We start from the raw sequence: 15,352 nt of genomic DNA on the forward strand, positions 1-15,352 counted from the left end.
AATTGCGTGACAATTAATTAGTTAATACTTATATTGGGAAAAATTTCATGGAAGAAGAAAACAACTTAAATAGCAAAGATACACAAAATACTTTTCTAAAAGGGTCTGCTTGGATGACCTTTGGCTCGATTGCCTCAAGAATTTTGGGTGCTTTGTATATTATTCCGTGGTATGCCTGGATGGGACCCTACGGAAATATTGCAAATGCCTTAACTGCACGAAGTTATAATATCTACACGATTTTTATTCTAATTTCAACGGCAGGAATTCCAGGAGCGATTGCTAAGCAGGTTGCCAAATATAATGCCTTAAATGAATACGGCATTGGACGAAAATTATTCCGTAAAGGTTTAATTTTGATGACTATTTTAGGCATCGTCTCGGCGGCAATTATGTATTTTGCTTCGCCGCTACTAGCGTCTAATGGTAGTCAGAGTGATCCGAGGCAAGTTGCGGTTATGCGGAGCTTGTCTTATGCGATTTTAATTATTCCGATCTTAAGTATCATGCGGGGTTACTTCCAGGGATATGCCGACATGATGCCGAGTGCGATGTCACAATTTGTGGAGCAGTTTGCGCGGGTAGTCTGGATGCTGTTAACCGCATTTGTGATTATGCAAATGCAGCACGGTTCCTACGTTCATGCAGTTATTCAATCTAATTTGGCTGCCGCTGTTGGGGCACTTTTTGGAATTGGATTGCTAGTTTGGTTTTTGCTTTCCAGAAGAGAGCGACTGGACTACTTGGTGGCCCATTCAAATAATCGTTTGCGAGTTTCAACCACTGATTTATTTGGTGAAATTATTGCTCAAGCAATTCCATTTATCATTATTGATTCGGGAATTACCTTGTTCTCATTGGTTGATCAATACACATTCCACCCTATGATTGCTAGCTTAGTTCATGCAAGCTCAGATACAATCGAAGATTGGTACGCTTTATTTGGCTTGAATGCCAATAAATTAATTATGATCATCGTCTCATTAGCTAGTGCTATGGCGGTAACAGCTATTCCGTTACTATCGGCTGCGCATACTAGAGGAGACTACAAGAGTATTTCAAGTCAGATTGCCAATACGATGGACTTGTTCTTGTTTGTCATGATTCCAGCTGCCTTTGGGATGGCGGCAATTAGTAAACCAATGTACACGATTTTTTACGGACCAGATCCATTAGGCAGCAATGTCTTATATATATCTGCATTTACGGCGATTAGCTTAGGTTTGTTTACGGTATTAATGGCAATTTTGCAGGGTTTATCAGAAAATGGCTTAGCGATTAAATATTTGATCTTAGGCTTGATTCTGAAGGGAATTTTACAATATCCGATGATCTTTTTATTCAAGATCTACGGTCCGCTAGTTGCGACTAACTTGGGTTTGTTGGTCATTGTATTCCTATCACTGAAGCATTTGGAAGTTCAATATAATTTCAATTTGAATCGAACTAGTCGTAGGCTAATGGGAGTTACCGCATTTTCAATCGGGATGTTCCTGATTGTAAAATTAGTCGAAATAGGCTTAGGTAAGTTCTTGAGTCCAGAGCGAAGAATTCCGGCATTATCCCTGGTAATCTTTTCTGTGGGAGTGGGCGTGATCTTTTATGGTTTCGTCACCTTGAAGACAGATTTAGCACAAAAGATTCTTGGTAGCAAAATTGAAAGTATTTTAGTAAAATTTCACATCCATGACTAAAAATAAAAGTCACTACAGATCAAAATTATGATCTATAGTGGCTTTTTTAGTGCGTTTGATCCTGCGTGCCAATCCATTACTAATAATTTTAGGAGTGCTACTTAAAATTTAAGAATTAGTCAGGCGTAATCGCCGTTAAAACAAAGACCCCGATTAGTTCAAGTGCTAAGAATGTAATACCGATAGAAGCAATCATGATTCTCCATCTCCTCATCTTAGAGATAAATATTGAGATTTATCTTTTCTAATCACGTTTATTCTTTACGCTTTTACTGTAGCACATAATCTAGTGAAATGGAAGCGATTTCATGAAAGCGAGAGAAAAAAGTTGATTCCCGAAGAAATCAACTTTGTGCCCCTGCCAAGGACCTACATTATAGCATTCATTTATTCTTGGTTGTCGTCTTTTTTTCGTCAGAATCTGAACTAGAATCATCTGACTTGGTAAAATCACCGTTCATTGTATTAGGACGACCAGTTTGATAATCAGTAGTGTGTTTTTCGGCTTTAGGTGCAATTTGGCCAGGTTCTGGCATGACCATTGCAGCGATGATATATAAAGCAATACCAGGGAAGATACCAGTGAATAAAATTAAGGCGGCACCGATGATTCTTACCCAAGCTGGGTCAAGATCGAAGTAATTGGCGATTCCGCCCAAAACGCCAGCTAAAATTTTGTTTTGTGATTTAGTAAGTCTCTTTTTCATAGTAATCAACTCATTTCTAAATTTGATGTCCTTCAATGTGTATTATACAGCAGAGATTAATAAAATTAAGAGCTATAAATTCTATTATTAAAAAATAAAAAAAGTGTTGATCTCTCAACACTTACACATAATTATGATGCCCGCTAAAGGATTCGAACCTTCACTTAGTCACCTAAACAGCGACCTGAACGCTGCGCGTCTGCCAATTCCGCCAAGCGGGCATTTTTATTAGCTACATGAATAATAATACCAAATATTTGGTAAAATGTAAGCATAAAATACTTTAATTATACAAAAGGATGGATTTCATGTTTTTTAGTAAAAAAATAAAACGTGTAGCAATTACAACTGTTGCAGCTGTATCAATCTTTTCGTGCGGTGCAGTTTTTGCGACTACGCCTGTTAACGCAGATACAACTAGCAGTTATCAAGCAGATCAAGTTAAGCTGAATGTAAAGTCAGCCATTGCGATTGATAGTGATTCAGGTCAAATTTTATATGCCAAAAATGCGGCTCAAACTTTACCAATTGCTTCGATGACCAAATTAGTGACTGTTTATTTAACTTTACAGGCAATTAAAAATCATAAGCTTTCATGGGATCAAAAGGTCAAACCAACCGCTCCAATCGTTAAAGTCGCCAACAATGCAGAATATTCGAATGTACCATTAAAACTAGGACATTCGTATACGATAAGACAACTTTATCAAGCAACCTTAATTGAATCAGCTAATGGTGCTGCTATGCTGCTTGGTCAAACAATTGCTGGATCACAAAAGGCATTTATCGATCAAATGCGAGCTCAAGTAAAAAAGTGGGGGATTGAAGATGCCAAGATTTATACTGCTTGTGGTTTACCTAATGGCAATTTGGGTAAAGATGCATATCCTGGTGTAAATAAAAATGCTGAAAATACGATGTCAGCTAAGGATATGGCTATTGTCGGTCAAAAATTAATCTCGGCATTCCCAGAAGTATTAGAAACTACACGCTTAGCTCACTTAAACTTTAAAGATGCTGGTCACGTAACTAAGATGGCTAACTTTAACTGGATGTTAAAGGGGCTTTCTCAATATGATCAAGCTTATCCAGTTGATGGCTTAAAGACGGGGACTACTGATGCTGCAGGGGCTTGTTTTATCGGAACTGTACAACACAATGGTGCTCGTTTACTGACTGTAGTAATGGGCGCACGTCACCGTGACGGAACGGATCCAGCTAGATTTGAACAAACTAAAAAGTTAATGAATTATGTTTTTACCAAGTATCGTCCTGTAACAATGACTGCTGGTAGCCAAATGAATGGTGCCAAAACTATTAAGGTAACTGATGGTGATAACGCAACAACTAACTTGGGTCTAAAGAACAAGACTACTATCTGGGATCCAGCTGATGGCAAAACTTTAGTGGCATCATTGAATAAAAAATCTGTAGAAGCACCAATTAAGAAAGATCAAACAGTTGGTGATTATCAATTTAAATCTGGTAATGAAAAGATTGTTTCATTGTCTAATCCTAATGGGATGAACGTCAAGGCTAAGGCATTGTCAGCTAATAACAAGGTGAACTTTTTTGTCAGAATTTGGCGCTGGATTTTCGGAGGAAGATAAATATGACTGAAATTTCTGAAGATATCTTGAAAAAGGTAATTAAAGAAAGAGAAAGCGATACACATAAAGGCGATTACGGTCGTGTACTCTTGATCGGTGGTAGTGAGAACTATGGTGGCGCTATTATTATGTCTACCGAAGGCGCTATTAATGCTGGCACAGGTTTGACTGCTGTTGCAACACACCCTTTGAATTTAGCACCGCTACATGCACGAGTGCCTGAAGCAATGTTTATCAACTGGCGCGATGCTAAGTTAGCAGATTTAATCAAAAATATGGATGTTGTAGTTTGCGGGCCAGGATTAGGCATGAGTGATCTCGCTAAGCAAATTTTAGTTATCTTGCGAAGATGTACTTCAGAAAAACAAACCGTTGTCTTAGATGCCAGTGCTCTTGATTTAATTAGTCAGGATAAGAACTTATTGCCAACTAATGCTGGCCACTTAATCTTGACGCCGCATCAAATGGAATGGCAACGATTGAGTCAAATTCGTATTCCGTTTCAAACAGATAGTGCCAATATTGATGCTTTAAACCAATTGATTCCAGATACTAATGCGCTTTTAGTACTCAAATCGAATCATACTCATGTTTATAATGGGACTGGTCAAATTTTTGTTAATCCAATTGGCAATCCAGGCATGGCCACTGGTGGAATGGGTGATACTTTAGCAGGAATCATCGGTGGGATGGTTGCTCAATTTGGCCCAGGCGTTGAAACCGTTCAAGCTGCTGTCTATCTTCATTCTTTAGCAGGTGACTTGCTTGCCAAAGATAATTATGTGGTACGACCAACGGAACTTTCTAAAGTATTGCCTAAATTGATGAAAAAGTATTCAGAATTGGCATAAACATGTTAAAATTCTAATAGTAAATAAATGCATCCCTAGTTGAGGGATGTTTTTTAACGCTTCAAAGACGAAAAAGCATAATATAATTGAGTTAAATATTAATAAAAAAGAAGATTAACATATTTATGAAAAAAAACATTATTATCGGCGTAACTAGTATCGTTCTAGCTTTTGGTGCAATTATCGGCTTAGCTAAGGTATGCGCACCTAAGTCTGATGTCTCACAAGAAGCTGCTACAACGCAGACTAAGGCCAAAACTAAGAAAATAAATAAAATTAAGAAAAAACAAGCTAAAAAAGTAGATAATGGTGCTTTATATCGACCATATAGCGATCCTAAGGACTTGCGCAAGGCAGGCACTTGGAAGAAAAAGAGTGAGCCTAAAAAATATCCTAAGATTAAGCCGTATGAAAAGGATTTGACTTTGCGGGTATCATTAAAAGGAAACCGGACCTATTTGTTAAGAAAAGGCAAGGTTTTGTATACCATGTTATCAACTGGTGGAATCTATAAGAAGGGCAAGTCATTGACCCCAACTGGAACTTTTAGGATCCAAAATGGTCGTGGAGACAGCTTTTTCAATTATAACTTAGGTGAAGGAGCTAATAATTGGACTAGTTGGAGTCCTGATAACGTGTACTTGTTCCACTCTGTGCCAACTAAAGCTGATTATAGCTATAACTTAAAAGAAGCAGTCAAATTGGGAAGAACTCAAGGTTCACATGGTTGTATCCGTTTGAGTGTACCTGATTCTAAGTGGATTATGGATCACATCCCAGATGGTACGAAGGTAGTCATTAAAAATAATTAACAAGAACGTTGCTTTTTAAGCAACGTTTTTTAAAAAATTGCAGTAAAAAACTTTGTTCAAAGCGTTCAAGATTTTAATCCAACTCAAGAATGGCTTTTTTAACCAAATTAGTGGCAGAAGCCGTTTTTTCCTGCTATAATCATGTTTGCCAAGAAGTCAAAAGTAGTAGTTATTTTCTTTTTAAGCGAGTCTATGTTGGTGCAAGATAGATACTAGAAGATAATGAAGGCGTGTTTGACTGATAAAATCAAGAATTTAAATAAGCGGATACTTTGTATCAATCTGAGTGGTACCGCGGGTTTTTAACTCGTCTCTTTCTACATTTGTAGAAGGAGACTTTTTTATTTAGAAGAGAGGAATAAGATGGACTTTAAGAATGAAGTAGTTGACTTGGTTGCTAGTCAAGTTGATTTACCTAAAGAAAAAATTGCTGCATTAATTGAACGCCCTAAAAATGCTAAGATGGGAGACTATGCTTTTCCAGCATTTATTTTGGCTAAGACTTTGCACAAAAATCCTGCAGAAATTGCTAAAAATATTGCGGATAACTTATCAAGTGATAATTTCGCTAATATCCAAGCAGTCGGTCCTTACGTTAACTTTGCGATTGATCATGAAAAATTAGTTTCATCGACTTTGAAGGATGTTTTGACTGAAAAAGAACATTACGGTGATCAAAAGATTGGTGAAGGAAATGTGCCAATTGATATGTCTAGCCCTAACATTGCTAAGCCAATGTCAATGGGCCACCTTCGTTCAACTGTAATTGGTAATTCAATTGCTAAGACAATGGAGAAGGTTGGCTATACTCCTATTAAAATCAATTACTTAGGTGACTATGGTACTCAATTTGGTAAGTTGATTGCTGCCTACAAGCACTGGGGTAATGAAGAAGACGTTAAAAAAGATCCGATTATGAATCTTTTCCACTACTATGTAAAGTTCCACCAAGAAGCTGAGAAAAATCCCGAACTTGATAATGAAGGTCGTGAATGGTTCAAGAAACTTGAAGACGGGGATCCAGAAGCAGTTAAACTATGGAAATGGTTCCGTGAGGTTTCATTAAAAGACTTCAAGCGAATTTATAAAGAACTAGGCGTAACTTTTGATTCATACAATGGTGAAGCTTTCTTTAACGATAAGATGCAACCAGTAATTGATGAATTAAAAGAAAAAGGTCTTCTTCATGAATCACGTGGTGCGCAAGTTGTTGACATGGGTGAAGGTGAAAATCCTGCTATTATCGTTAAATCTGATGGTACTTCAATTTACTTAACTCGTGACCTCGCCGCTGCTGAATGGAGAATGAAAGAATATAACTTCGTTAAGATGCTTTATGTTGTAGGTAACGAGCAAGCCCAACACTTTGTTGAATTGAAGACTGTTTTGAAAAAGATGGGTTATGACTGGGCTGATGAGATTCACCATGTACCGTTTGGTTTAATCACTCAAGGCGGTAAAAAGTTATCTACTAGAAAAGGTAACGTTGTCTTCCTCGATCAAGTATTAAAGGGTGCTGTTTCACTTGCTAAAAAACAAATTCAAGAAAAGAATCCAGATTTAGCAGATCAAGATCAAGTTGCTCATGATGTTGGTGTTGGTGCCGTTGTCTTCCACGATTTGAAGAATGATCGTTTAGACAATTTTGACTTTGACCTAGAAGAAGTTGTGCGTTTTGAAGGCGATACTGGTCCTTATGTTCAATACACTAATGCTCGGGCACAAAGCGTCTTACGTAAGGCTGCTGCGATGGGTGAAAATCCTAGCGAAACTGATCTAGCTCTTGATGATGACTGGGCTTTTGCCGTAGCCAAAGATTTAGCAGATTTCCCAAGAATTGTAGCTAGAAGTGCCGAAAAGTTTGAACCTTCAGTAATAGCTAAGTTTGCCTTAGATTTAGCTAAAAAATTCAATAAGTACTATGCTAATGTGAAGATTTTAACCAAGGACGATAAAATTGGTGCTCGTCTCGCCTTAGTTCAAGCAACATCAATCGTTTTAACGGAATCACTTAGATTGTTAGGTGTCAATGCTCCTAAAGAAATGTAAGAGAAAAACAATGAAAATAAGAAAATAACGCTTACATTCTGTGAAAGATTGTTCATAATTCCAGAATTAGGGTACAATATGCATGTAAGATATTTAGGAGGTATTTTTTAATGGCTTATTTTGACAACGGTAATCAAATCTTTAAAGATGCTCGTAAGAACCATTACGCTGTAGGTGCTTACAACACTAACAACTTGGAATGGACTCGTGCAGAATTACGTGCTGCTGAAGAAACTAGAACTCCATTGTTGATCCAAGTATCAACTGGTGCTGCTAAGTACATGGGTGGTTACAAGTTCGTTAAGGACATGGTAGCTGACCAAATGGATTCAATGAACATCTCAGTTCCAGTTATCTTAAACTTGGACCACGGTGACTTTGAATCAGCTAAGGAATGTATCGCTCTTGGTTACTCATCAGTTATGTTTGATGGTCACGCACTTCCAACTGAAGAAAACTTGGAAAAGACTAAGGAAATCATCAAGTTAGCACATGAACGTGGTATTTCAGTTGAAGCTGAAATTGGTAAGATCGGTGAAAACCAAGGCGGCGGTGAATTAGCTTCTGTTGAAGATGCTAAGAAGTTCGTTGCAGCTGGTGTTGACAAGCTTGCTTGTGGTATTGGTAACATCCACGGTGTATACCCAGCAGACTGGAAGGGCTTAAACTTCGACCGTCTTAAGGAAATTGCTGAAGCAGTTCCTGACACTCCACTTGTACTTCACGGTGGTTCAGGTATTCCTGAAGACCAAGTTAAGAAGGCTATTAAGCTTGGTATTGCTAAGATCAACATCAACACTGAATTCCAATTAGCATTCCAAGAAGCTACTCGTAAGTACATCGAAGACGAAAAGGACCTTGACAAGAAGGCTAAGGGTTACGACCCACGTAAGTTGTTATTGCCAGGTGCAGAAGCAATTACAGCCAAGATGAAGGAAATGATTTCTTGGATGGGTACCAAGACTATCGATGACGAACTTAAGGATGCTTCATTCGACCGTTCATCATTGAACGAAGAATAATCATTTGATTATCAATTAAAATAAAACTCAGCTTTGGCTGAGTTTTATTTTTTTCTAGAAAGAAAAAGTTATGAAAGAATTAAACCTCCAATTGAAAGACACTGAATGGCCATTAGAATATATTGATCATGATCGTAAAATAGTGCGAGCTATCGTGTTTGATGACCAGGAAAATTATTATTTTGTTAGAGCTAAACGTGATGACGACTTTGGTAAGGCAACGCTAATTGAAACTTCAGGTGGTGGCGTTGAAGCTGGTGAAGATTTAGAAACAGCGCTAAAGCGAGAGCTTGAAGAAGAATTAGGTGCTGAAGTTGAAATTATTACGAAGATTGGCGTAGTTAGTGACTACTATAATTTGATTCATCGCCATAATATTAATAATTATTATCTTTGCAAAGTCACTTCTTTTGGTGAAAAACATTTAACTAAGGATGAAATAGAAGATTTTCATTTGTCGACTTTAAGGTTGAGTTATCGGGATGCTGAAAAAGAATATCAAAAATGTGCGGAAACTAAAATTGGTAAATTAATTGCGGACAGAGAGTTACCGGTTTTAAGAAGAGCAAAAGTGTTGCTGGGTGAAAATTATGCGTGAGATACCAGTTAAACAAGTAAAGTCATTAATAAAACAGCTATTGAAAAGCAAAGAATCAAAACGTGTGGTGTTGCTTACTAAGAAGAAAGATCGTTCATTAACAGTTGAAGTTGATGGTGAGCAAATGAAATTAACTGAGCAGGGATATGAGAATTCTGTTAATACATTTGCGATTGATGATAATGTAGCAAAGCATGCTTTCACTGCGGCTTTTAAGCGTGAGTTTCCACGAAGTCATCAGGTTTATGTGAGTGAGAAGTGAGATTTAATTGTAATTAACTAATATGTATGTTTAGCTGATTTTTAGCTTATAATTAGAAGTGGAATATCTTAATTATTGATCAAAGCATGGCTCAACCTTTGTTGAGCTTTATTTTTTTTGTAAATATGATGTCAAAATAGTGTGAATTTAAGGTTCAAAAAGTTAAGTTTAGAATAGAAAAAGTTCTTAACGTTAAGGGCCGCGGTGCTGGTGCACCAGTATATTTGGTTGCTTCTAAGGATAAGAAATATTCTAGTTGGACTACTCAATCTGGTTTGCAATACTATTACTTAAATAGTATTGCAATGAAGAATGTGAAAAAGCCACTTATGAGAATTGCTAATAGATTGAATACTAGTCTTAAGAAAGCAAACAACAAGCGTGACTTTAATGCTGCTATGAAGGCTGCTAAGAAGTTGCATGGTAATCAAAGAAAGTTTGTTTTACGTTCATTGAAACAATTAAAAAAAGATGGTTCAATGAACGTGGGTGGAACTAATCTATTAATTTTTGGTTTGCAATAAAATAAATGGCTCTCTGTCAAATCGTGTTGATAGAAGTCAACTATAATTTAATAATTGGATTAAGCATCAAGCTGCTATGTACCAGCTTGATGCTTTTTCTTTGATAATGGCACCTTTTTCTTCTAACTGAATTCTAGTTATCAAATGAGTAAAATTAGCGTAGCCATAAGCAGTACGCTCAATTTGTTTAATCTTGCGGTTTGTACCTTCAAGACAGCCGTTAGATTCATCAAACTTAGCAGCGTTGAGAATATCATGAAGATTTCGTTTGAAAGTATTCAACGTGGTATGCATCATGTTGCCAACGTGATCTTTGCTTTTGATTAAATCCTTGAGCTTATCGGTATCTCTGTCTCTTAAAGCTTTACTGATATCTTGCATAAGATTGTAGGTGTTCTCAAGCTCGGGACTTAGTCTGAGTCCATCAGCTACAACTTGTTCCTGAGTCAGAGTATCCTTTAGCCTTGGTTGATGGTACGGCTTTACTTTTTCAAGATCCTCAAATGGTTTGAGATACAGTTTCCAATAATATTTAAGCAGGTTATATTCTTTGGCGCCTTTCTTGTGCTTCTTCATTTCTTGAATACGGCAAGAATTAAAAGAACGATTGAGCATTTGAACGATATGGAAACGGTCAAGAATTACTTGAGCATTAGGAAAAAGCTCCTTAGCCATGATGTCATAGTAGTAATTAAGATCCATAGTTACAGTTTTGACCTTGTTTCTTACCGTAAGAGGAAAACGTTTGAAGTAGTTGATGATATCTTTCTTAAGTCTGGTAGGCAGCACTTTAACTATTTTATGAGTATGACCATCAATAGCGATAAAGTGCAGCTGTCTGCCAACGCCTCTGAATTCATCAAAGGCTAAGTATTCTGGCAGCCAATCGGTATCTTCAACGGTAGAGTAACCGTATCGCTCCAATACGCGCTGTACAGTGTTGGTTGAGGTCGAAGTTTGTCTGGCAATGCTTTTCATGGACCAATCTTCAGTTAGAGAACCAATAATTTTACGTTTAGTGGCGTTAGAGATACAGCAGTATTTTTCTACTAATTCCGTTTCAGCCATTGAATTCATATGACAATCGCGACAAATAACTCGCTGCTTGGCTACTCTGATAAAGACAGGCAAGCTAGCATCTAAAGCAGGATAGCGCACATTAGAATATAAATGACCATTGTGGACGATATTAGTTGAGCCACAATTAAGACATTGATCTAGATGAGCTACTGCATGGTAAAACTTTGCATCGCGATTACGATACTTTCCAATTGAAATATCCAAGAATTCTAACAGTGGGTCTTTAATATTCAGAGAAAATTTAATACAATCATTGTATGAGGACATAAGCAAAACACCTTAATTTCTAAAGAGTGGTATCAAAGGATTTTATGTAGTGAGGCTTATGCCTCTTTTTTAATACAAAAAATCCTATTGATAGAATATCATAGAAATCTATCAACAGGATTTATCATAGAACCAATAAAAAAAGCCTGAAATTTGTAGTGCGGTACAATTTCGGGCTTTTTTGATTGGTAGCTGATAAGGATGGGTCACAGGAACAATTAGCTAAGAAAGTTGATGTTTCAAGACGGACAATCTCGGCGATTGAAAAAGGTAATTACAATCCATCGGTTAATTTGTGTATTAAAATTTGTCAGGCACTAGATAAGACTTTAGATGATCTGTTTTGGCCAGAGTGAGAAATTGAGTTAATTATAAAAGAAGTATAAAATAAAAGATAATAATTATAAAAACTCTATAAAACGTAAATTTTGATTATAAAAACTCTATAAAAAGGAATCTTATGGAAGAAAAAATGTTAAATCCGTTTATGCCTAGTTTTGGACGTTTTCCTAAAATTATCATTGATCAACAAGAAGCATTAACCGATTATTTGACAGGACTGCAAACACATGATGCTAAATATCAAACGTCTTTGGTGTATGGAACGAGAGGATCGGGAAAAACTGTTTTTCTTTTAAATGTTCAAAGGTCTTTAGAGAAATTAGACAATTGGATATTCATTCGTTTAAACAATGGGCAAGGTAATCTATTATTCCAATTAATGCATGGTCTTCAACGAGCAGCAGGGCTTTCATTAGTTGATTTATTAAAGAATGTTAAAAGCTTAAATATTATGGGCAATGGTATTACCTGGCAAGCATTACAAGAATCTCAGCAAATTGATTATGATGAATATATTTCTATTTTATTGAGTCGCTTAAAAAAGCAAGGCAAATCTATTTTGATTGGCATTGATGAAATTGAAATTAGTGATGATGTGCGAGCCTTTGGATCAGAATATCAAACTTTAATTGGTGATGAATATGATATTTCATTATTAATGACAGGATTACCAAGCAGAATTTCTGAAGTACAGAATGATAATACTCTTACTTTTTTATTGCGTAGCAATCGGATTTACTTATCTCCGTTAGATGAGGAAACAATAACCGCTAGCTATGAGAAGGCATTTACTAAAGGTAAACGTGAAATTGACTTCATGGTATTAGATGAAATGAGTCGTGCGGTAAAAGGCTACGCTTATGCTTTTCAAACTATTGGTTACTATGCCTGGCGTTTTAGTCAAGAGTATTTGCAGCTAGATGAGGAGGTTTTAAAGCAGACAATAGAGGCCACTAAAAAAGATTTATTCAGAAATGCTTATGAAAGAATGTATATGGACATTTCTAAAACCGATCGTGACTTTATTAATGCGATGATTAAAGCTGGAACCAATTGGGTGACAACAAAGCAATTGCAAGATATTTTGCATAAACCGATTAACTATATTTCAGTATATCGCGCACGCTTGCTAGATGATCAGTTGATTACTTCACCTGAAAGAGGAGTAGTTCAACTGGCACTGCCATTTTTTGCAGAGTTTGTGGAAAAATATAATTTAGAACATTTAGCTTAAAGAAAGTGAAGATATAGATATGAGTAAATACGATCAATTATGGCAATATATTAAAAATAACAAAACTGGCGACTTTTAGCTCTCATTTGATGAGGTTTAAAAAGCAGCGGGTCTACCAATCGACCATTCATTTTTACGTTATAAGAAAGAACTGCCTGATTATGGCTTTGAAGTGAAGAAAATTTCACTTAAGAATAAGACAGTTAAATTTCATCAACTATAGAGGCAGAATATGGCTTACGATTTTAAAAAAGAAGAAAAAAATTCTATCGTTCGGGCAAGAAGCCTGAATTGGTTGATGTTCCGCAGATGCAATATCTAGCTGTTCAAGGTCAAGGTGATCCCAATCAAGAGGGCGGAGAATACAAGCAGGATCTACAATTGTTGTATAGTCTAGCCTATACAATTAAAATGAGTAAAAAAGGCTCACATCAGATTAAAGATTATTTCGACTTCGTGGTTCCACCGCTTGAAGGCTTTTGGTGGCAAGATGGCGTTGAAGGTATTGATTATGCTCACAAAGAAAAGTTCAATTTCATTTCCTACATTCGGATGCCTGATTTTGTGACAGATGATGTTTTGACTTGGACTAAAAAAGAAGCTGCAGTTAAGAAGGGGTTGGATTTTTCACCAGTTAAATTACTTACTTTGACTGAAGGAAAATGCGTGCAAATCATGCATCATGGCAGTTATGATGATGAGCCAGCTACAATCGACAAGATGCATCAATTTATTACTGAAAATAATTTGAAATTAGATTTTTCGGATAAGCGGCGTCATCATGAAATTTACTTATCAAATCCTCAGCGCACGAAGGTGGAAAATTTAAAAACGATTATTCGCTTGCCTGTTAAAGAAAAGAAGATGAACAATGACTAAAAAAGTTACGCCACGTTTGGTGATGGCGATTTTATCCGCAGGGATGCTCTAGTTTTTGGGAATCCTTGACGAAACGGCAACGACAGTTACTTTTCCAATCTTGACCAGAGATTTTGCGCTTACTACCGATCAAGTTCAATGGGTTAACACCTTGATGTTGCTAGTGATTGCGACGATTGTACCGATTAGTTCTCAGATTAGATTGCGAATTCCTACTAAAAGTATTTTTATTCTAGGAGTTTCGTTATTTATAGTGGGTTTGCTGATTGATATCGTTACTCCATGGTTTGATCTTTTGTTAGTGGGTCGAGCCTTGCAAGGAATCGGTACCGGTATAGGCTTGCCGCTGATGTACAACATTATCTTAGCTGAAGTACCTAAAGAAAAACTCGGCTTCATGATGGGGATCGGGACGATGATTACCGCTTGTGCCGTGGCCTTTGGGCCGCACGCTAAGTTGACTCAAGTGACAGCCTTTGGTACTAATTACCTTGGTTCATCTGGTATGGTTGTTGCTATCCTTGTTGGCTGGGTTGTTGGGATGCTTTACGTATTCCTTAACAAAAAGAATATTGTAATTAAATTACCTGACAGTGTTCCACCTAATGTTGCAGCTTCACTTCAGCCATCATTAATTGCCGGAATTATTTTGGTATTAATGACTTTAATTAGAGGAGCATTTAGTTATACTGCATTTGGTAACATCTTTGATTGTGTTACTAAATTGGTTCAAACACCACTTCAGACATTTACCGCTTCTCCAATTAGTATTATTGCTATTTACACCTTGGCTAATGTTTTATGGTTCTTTGGTATTCACCCTAACATGGTTTATGGTATTGTAATGCCAATTATCATTGCTAACGGTATTGTTAACCAGAATGCATTTAAGGCTGGTCAACCAATGCCATACGTCACCATGGCAATGCTTTCTGTCATTTTAAACAGTGCTTTTGGTGGTCAGGGTGCTACAATCGGTTTAATTATTTCTATGTTTAGAGCAAAATCTGATCGCTACAAACAAATGTTAAAATTGGCCGGAGTACCAGCATTGTTCAATATTAATGAACCATTGGTATTCGGGATGCCAATTATGTTAAACCCTGTTTTCTTCTTACCAATGCTGTTTGAACCTATCATTAATGGTTTGGTAAGTTGGGGATTGATTGATTTGTTCCATGCTACTGTTAACCCATTTATTCAATTACCATGGACTATGCCTGGTGTTGTTCAAGCATTCTTCTCAGGTGGTATTCCATTCTTTATCATCGCTATGGTTGTAGTAGTCTTAAGTACTTTGATTTGGTTCCCATTCTTCAAAATTGCTGATAATAAGGCTGTTGCTGAAGAGCAAAAGAGTGCTAAAAAAGCTTAATTATCGTAAACTTCAAATAAAATCATACAAAATCCAAGATTTAAAT

General features: G+C 36.7%; 13 protein-coding genes, 1 tRNA gene and 3 pseudogenes. 14 read left to right on the top strand and 3 right to left on the bottom strand.

All coding sequences use genetic code 11. The features are described 5' to 3' along the window. The first annotated feature begins 47 nt into the window (after positions 1-47). Positions 48-1,694, top strand: a complete 1,647-nt coding sequence (locus tag CP366_RS02060; protein WP_013086774.1) for a polysaccharide biosynthesis protein — start codon at positions 48-50, stop codon at positions 1,692-1,694. A gap of 383 nt (positions 1,695-2,077) precedes the next feature. Here CP366_RS02060 and CP366_RS02065 read toward each other — a convergent pair whose 3' ends face one another. Then, positions 2,078-2,401 carry a PspC domain-containing protein gene (locus CP366_RS02065; RefSeq protein ID WP_165518650.1) on the bottom strand — a complete coding sequence of 108 codons (324 nt, stop codon included), beginning with the start codon at positions 2,399-2,401 and terminating at the stop codon, positions 2,078-2,080. Positions 2,402-2,538: 137 nt separating this feature from the next. Next, a tRNA-Leu gene (locus tag CP366_RS02070) sits at positions 2,539-2,622 on the bottom strand. 87 nt (positions 2,623-2,709) lie between these two features. Between CP366_RS02070 and CP366_RS02075 the strand changes: the two genes are divergently transcribed. The 8 genes and pseudogenes from CP366_RS02075 to CP366_RS02110 all read left to right on the top strand — a co-directional run. After that, a complete protein-coding gene (locus tag CP366_RS02075; protein WP_089147995.1) occupies positions 2,710-4,011 on the top strand; it encodes a serine hydrolase in 1,302 nt (433 codons plus the stop codon). Positions 4,012-4,013: 2 nt separating this feature from the next. Next, positions 4,014-4,862, top strand: a complete 849-nt coding sequence (locus CP366_RS02080; RefSeq protein ID WP_005725666.1) for an NAD(P)H-hydrate dehydratase — start codon at positions 4,014-4,016, stop codon at positions 4,860-4,862. Between the two features lie 125 nt (positions 4,863-4,987). Further along, complete coding sequence (locus CP366_RS02085; RefSeq protein ID WP_089147994.1) at positions 4,988-5,674, top strand: L,D-transpeptidase; 687 nt, start codon at positions 4,988-4,990, stop codon at positions 5,672-5,674. Between the two features lie 363 nt (positions 5,675-6,037). Further along, a complete protein-coding gene (argS, locus tag CP366_RS02090) occupies positions 6,038-7,723 on the top strand; it encodes an arginine--tRNA ligase (RefSeq protein WP_089147993.1) in 1,686 nt (561 codons plus the stop codon). Between the two features lie 110 nt (positions 7,724-7,833). Further along, positions 7,834-8,745 carry a ketose-bisphosphate aldolase gene (locus CP366_RS02095; protein ID WP_023488638.1) on the top strand — a complete coding sequence of 304 codons (912 nt, stop codon included), beginning with the start codon at positions 7,834-7,836 and terminating at the stop codon, positions 8,743-8,745. 70 nt (positions 8,746-8,815) lie between these two features. Further along, complete coding sequence (locus CP366_RS02100; protein WP_089147992.1) at positions 8,816-9,343, top strand: NUDIX domain-containing protein; 528 nt, start codon at positions 8,816-8,818, stop codon at positions 9,341-9,343. After that, entirely contained in the window at positions 9,336-9,605 is a 270-nt protein-coding gene (locus CP366_RS02105; RefSeq protein WP_089143097.1) for a hypothetical protein, read from the top strand. Before CP366_RS02100 ends, CP366_RS02105 begins: the two co-directional genes overlap by 8 nt. A gap of 149 nt (positions 9,606-9,754) precedes the next feature. Beyond that, positions 9,755-10,129 (top strand): annotated as a pseudogene (locus tag CP366_RS02110) (hypothetical protein); the annotation flags it as partial. Between the two features lie 66 nt (positions 10,130-10,195). On the opposite strand, the gene CP366_RS02115 reads toward CP366_RS02110, so the two are convergent. Then, complete coding sequence (locus tag CP366_RS02115) at positions 10,196-11,476, bottom strand: ISL3 family transposase (RefSeq protein ID WP_089143098.1); 1,281 nt, start codon at positions 11,474-11,476, stop codon at positions 10,196-10,198. A gap of 185 nt (positions 11,477-11,661) precedes the next feature. On the opposite strand from CP366_RS02115, the gene CP366_RS02120 reads away from it, so the two are divergent. From CP366_RS02120 to CP366_RS02140, 5 genes and pseudogenes are all read left to right on the top strand, one after another. Further along, entirely contained in the window at positions 11,662-11,832 is a 171-nt protein-coding gene (locus tag CP366_RS02120) for a helix-turn-helix transcriptional regulator (RefSeq protein WP_087176099.1), read from the top strand. Between the two features lie 104 nt (positions 11,833-11,936). Continuing rightward, positions 11,937-13,052 (top strand): ATP-binding protein, encoded by a 1,116-nt coding sequence (locus tag CP366_RS02125; RefSeq protein ID WP_089147991.1) that lies wholly within the window; start codon positions 11,937-11,939, stop codon positions 13,050-13,052. Between the two features lie 19 nt (positions 13,053-13,071). Beyond that, positions 13,072-13,275, top strand: a pseudogene (locus CP366_RS10850) (hypothetical protein). Between the two features lie 9 nt (positions 13,276-13,284). Beyond that, positions 13,285-13,931, top strand: a pseudogene (locus CP366_RS02135) (GyrI-like domain-containing protein). A 55-nt stretch (positions 13,932-13,986) separates the two neighbouring features. Then, a complete protein-coding gene (locus CP366_RS02140) occupies positions 13,987-15,306 on the top strand; it encodes an MFS transporter (RefSeq protein WP_180707118.1) in 1,320 nt (439 codons plus the stop codon). Positions 15,307-15,352: the final 46 nt, after the last annotated feature.

Source organism: Lactobacillus sp. UMNPBX15, assembly GCF_002553785.1.
Taxonomy (GTDB): Bacteria; Bacillota; Bacilli; order Lactobacillales; family Lactobacillaceae; genus Lactobacillus; species Lactobacillus crispatus.

Bases quoted from the DNA above. Each gene is read 5' to 3' on its own strand.
- CP366_RS02100 (WP_089147992.1), top strand. From the start codon at position 8,816: ATGAAAGAATTAAACCTCCAATTGAAAGACACTGAATGGCCATTAGAA.
- CP366_RS02125 (WP_089147991.1), top strand. From the start codon at position 11,937: ATGGAAGAAAAAATGTTAAATCCGTTTATGCCTAGTTTTGGACGTTTT.
- CP366_RS02080 (WP_005725666.1), top strand. From the start codon at position 4,014: ATGACTGAAATTTCTGAAGATATCTTGAAAAAGGTAATTAAAGAAAGA.
- CP366_RS02065 (WP_165518650.1), bottom strand. From the start codon at position 2,401: ATGAAAAAGAGACTTACTAAATCACAAAACAAAATTTTAGCTGGCGTT.
- CP366_RS02060 (WP_013086774.1), top strand. From the start codon at position 48: ATGGAAGAAGAAAACAACTTAAATAGCAAAGATACACAAAATACTTTT.
- CP366_RS02105 (WP_089143097.1), top strand. From the start codon at position 9,336: ATGCGTGAGATACCAGTTAAACAAGTAAAGTCATTAATAAAACAGCTA.
- CP366_RS02075 (WP_089147995.1), top strand. From the start codon at position 2,710: ATGTTTTTTAGTAAAAAAATAAAACGTGTAGCAATTACAACTGTTGCA.
- CP366_RS02085 (WP_089147994.1), top strand. From the start codon at position 4,988: ATGAAAAAAAACATTATTATCGGCGTAACTAGTATCGTTCTAGCTTTT.
- argS (WP_089147993.1), top strand. From the start codon at position 6,038: ATGGACTTTAAGAATGAAGTAGTTGACTTGGTTGCTAGTCAAGTTGAT.
- CP366_RS02095 (WP_023488638.1), top strand. From the start codon at position 7,834: ATGGCTTATTTTGACAACGGTAATCAAATCTTTAAAGATGCTCGTAAG.
- CP366_RS02115 (WP_089143098.1), bottom strand. From the start codon at position 11,476: ATGTCCTCATACAATGATTGTATTAAATTTTCTCTGAATATTAAAGAC.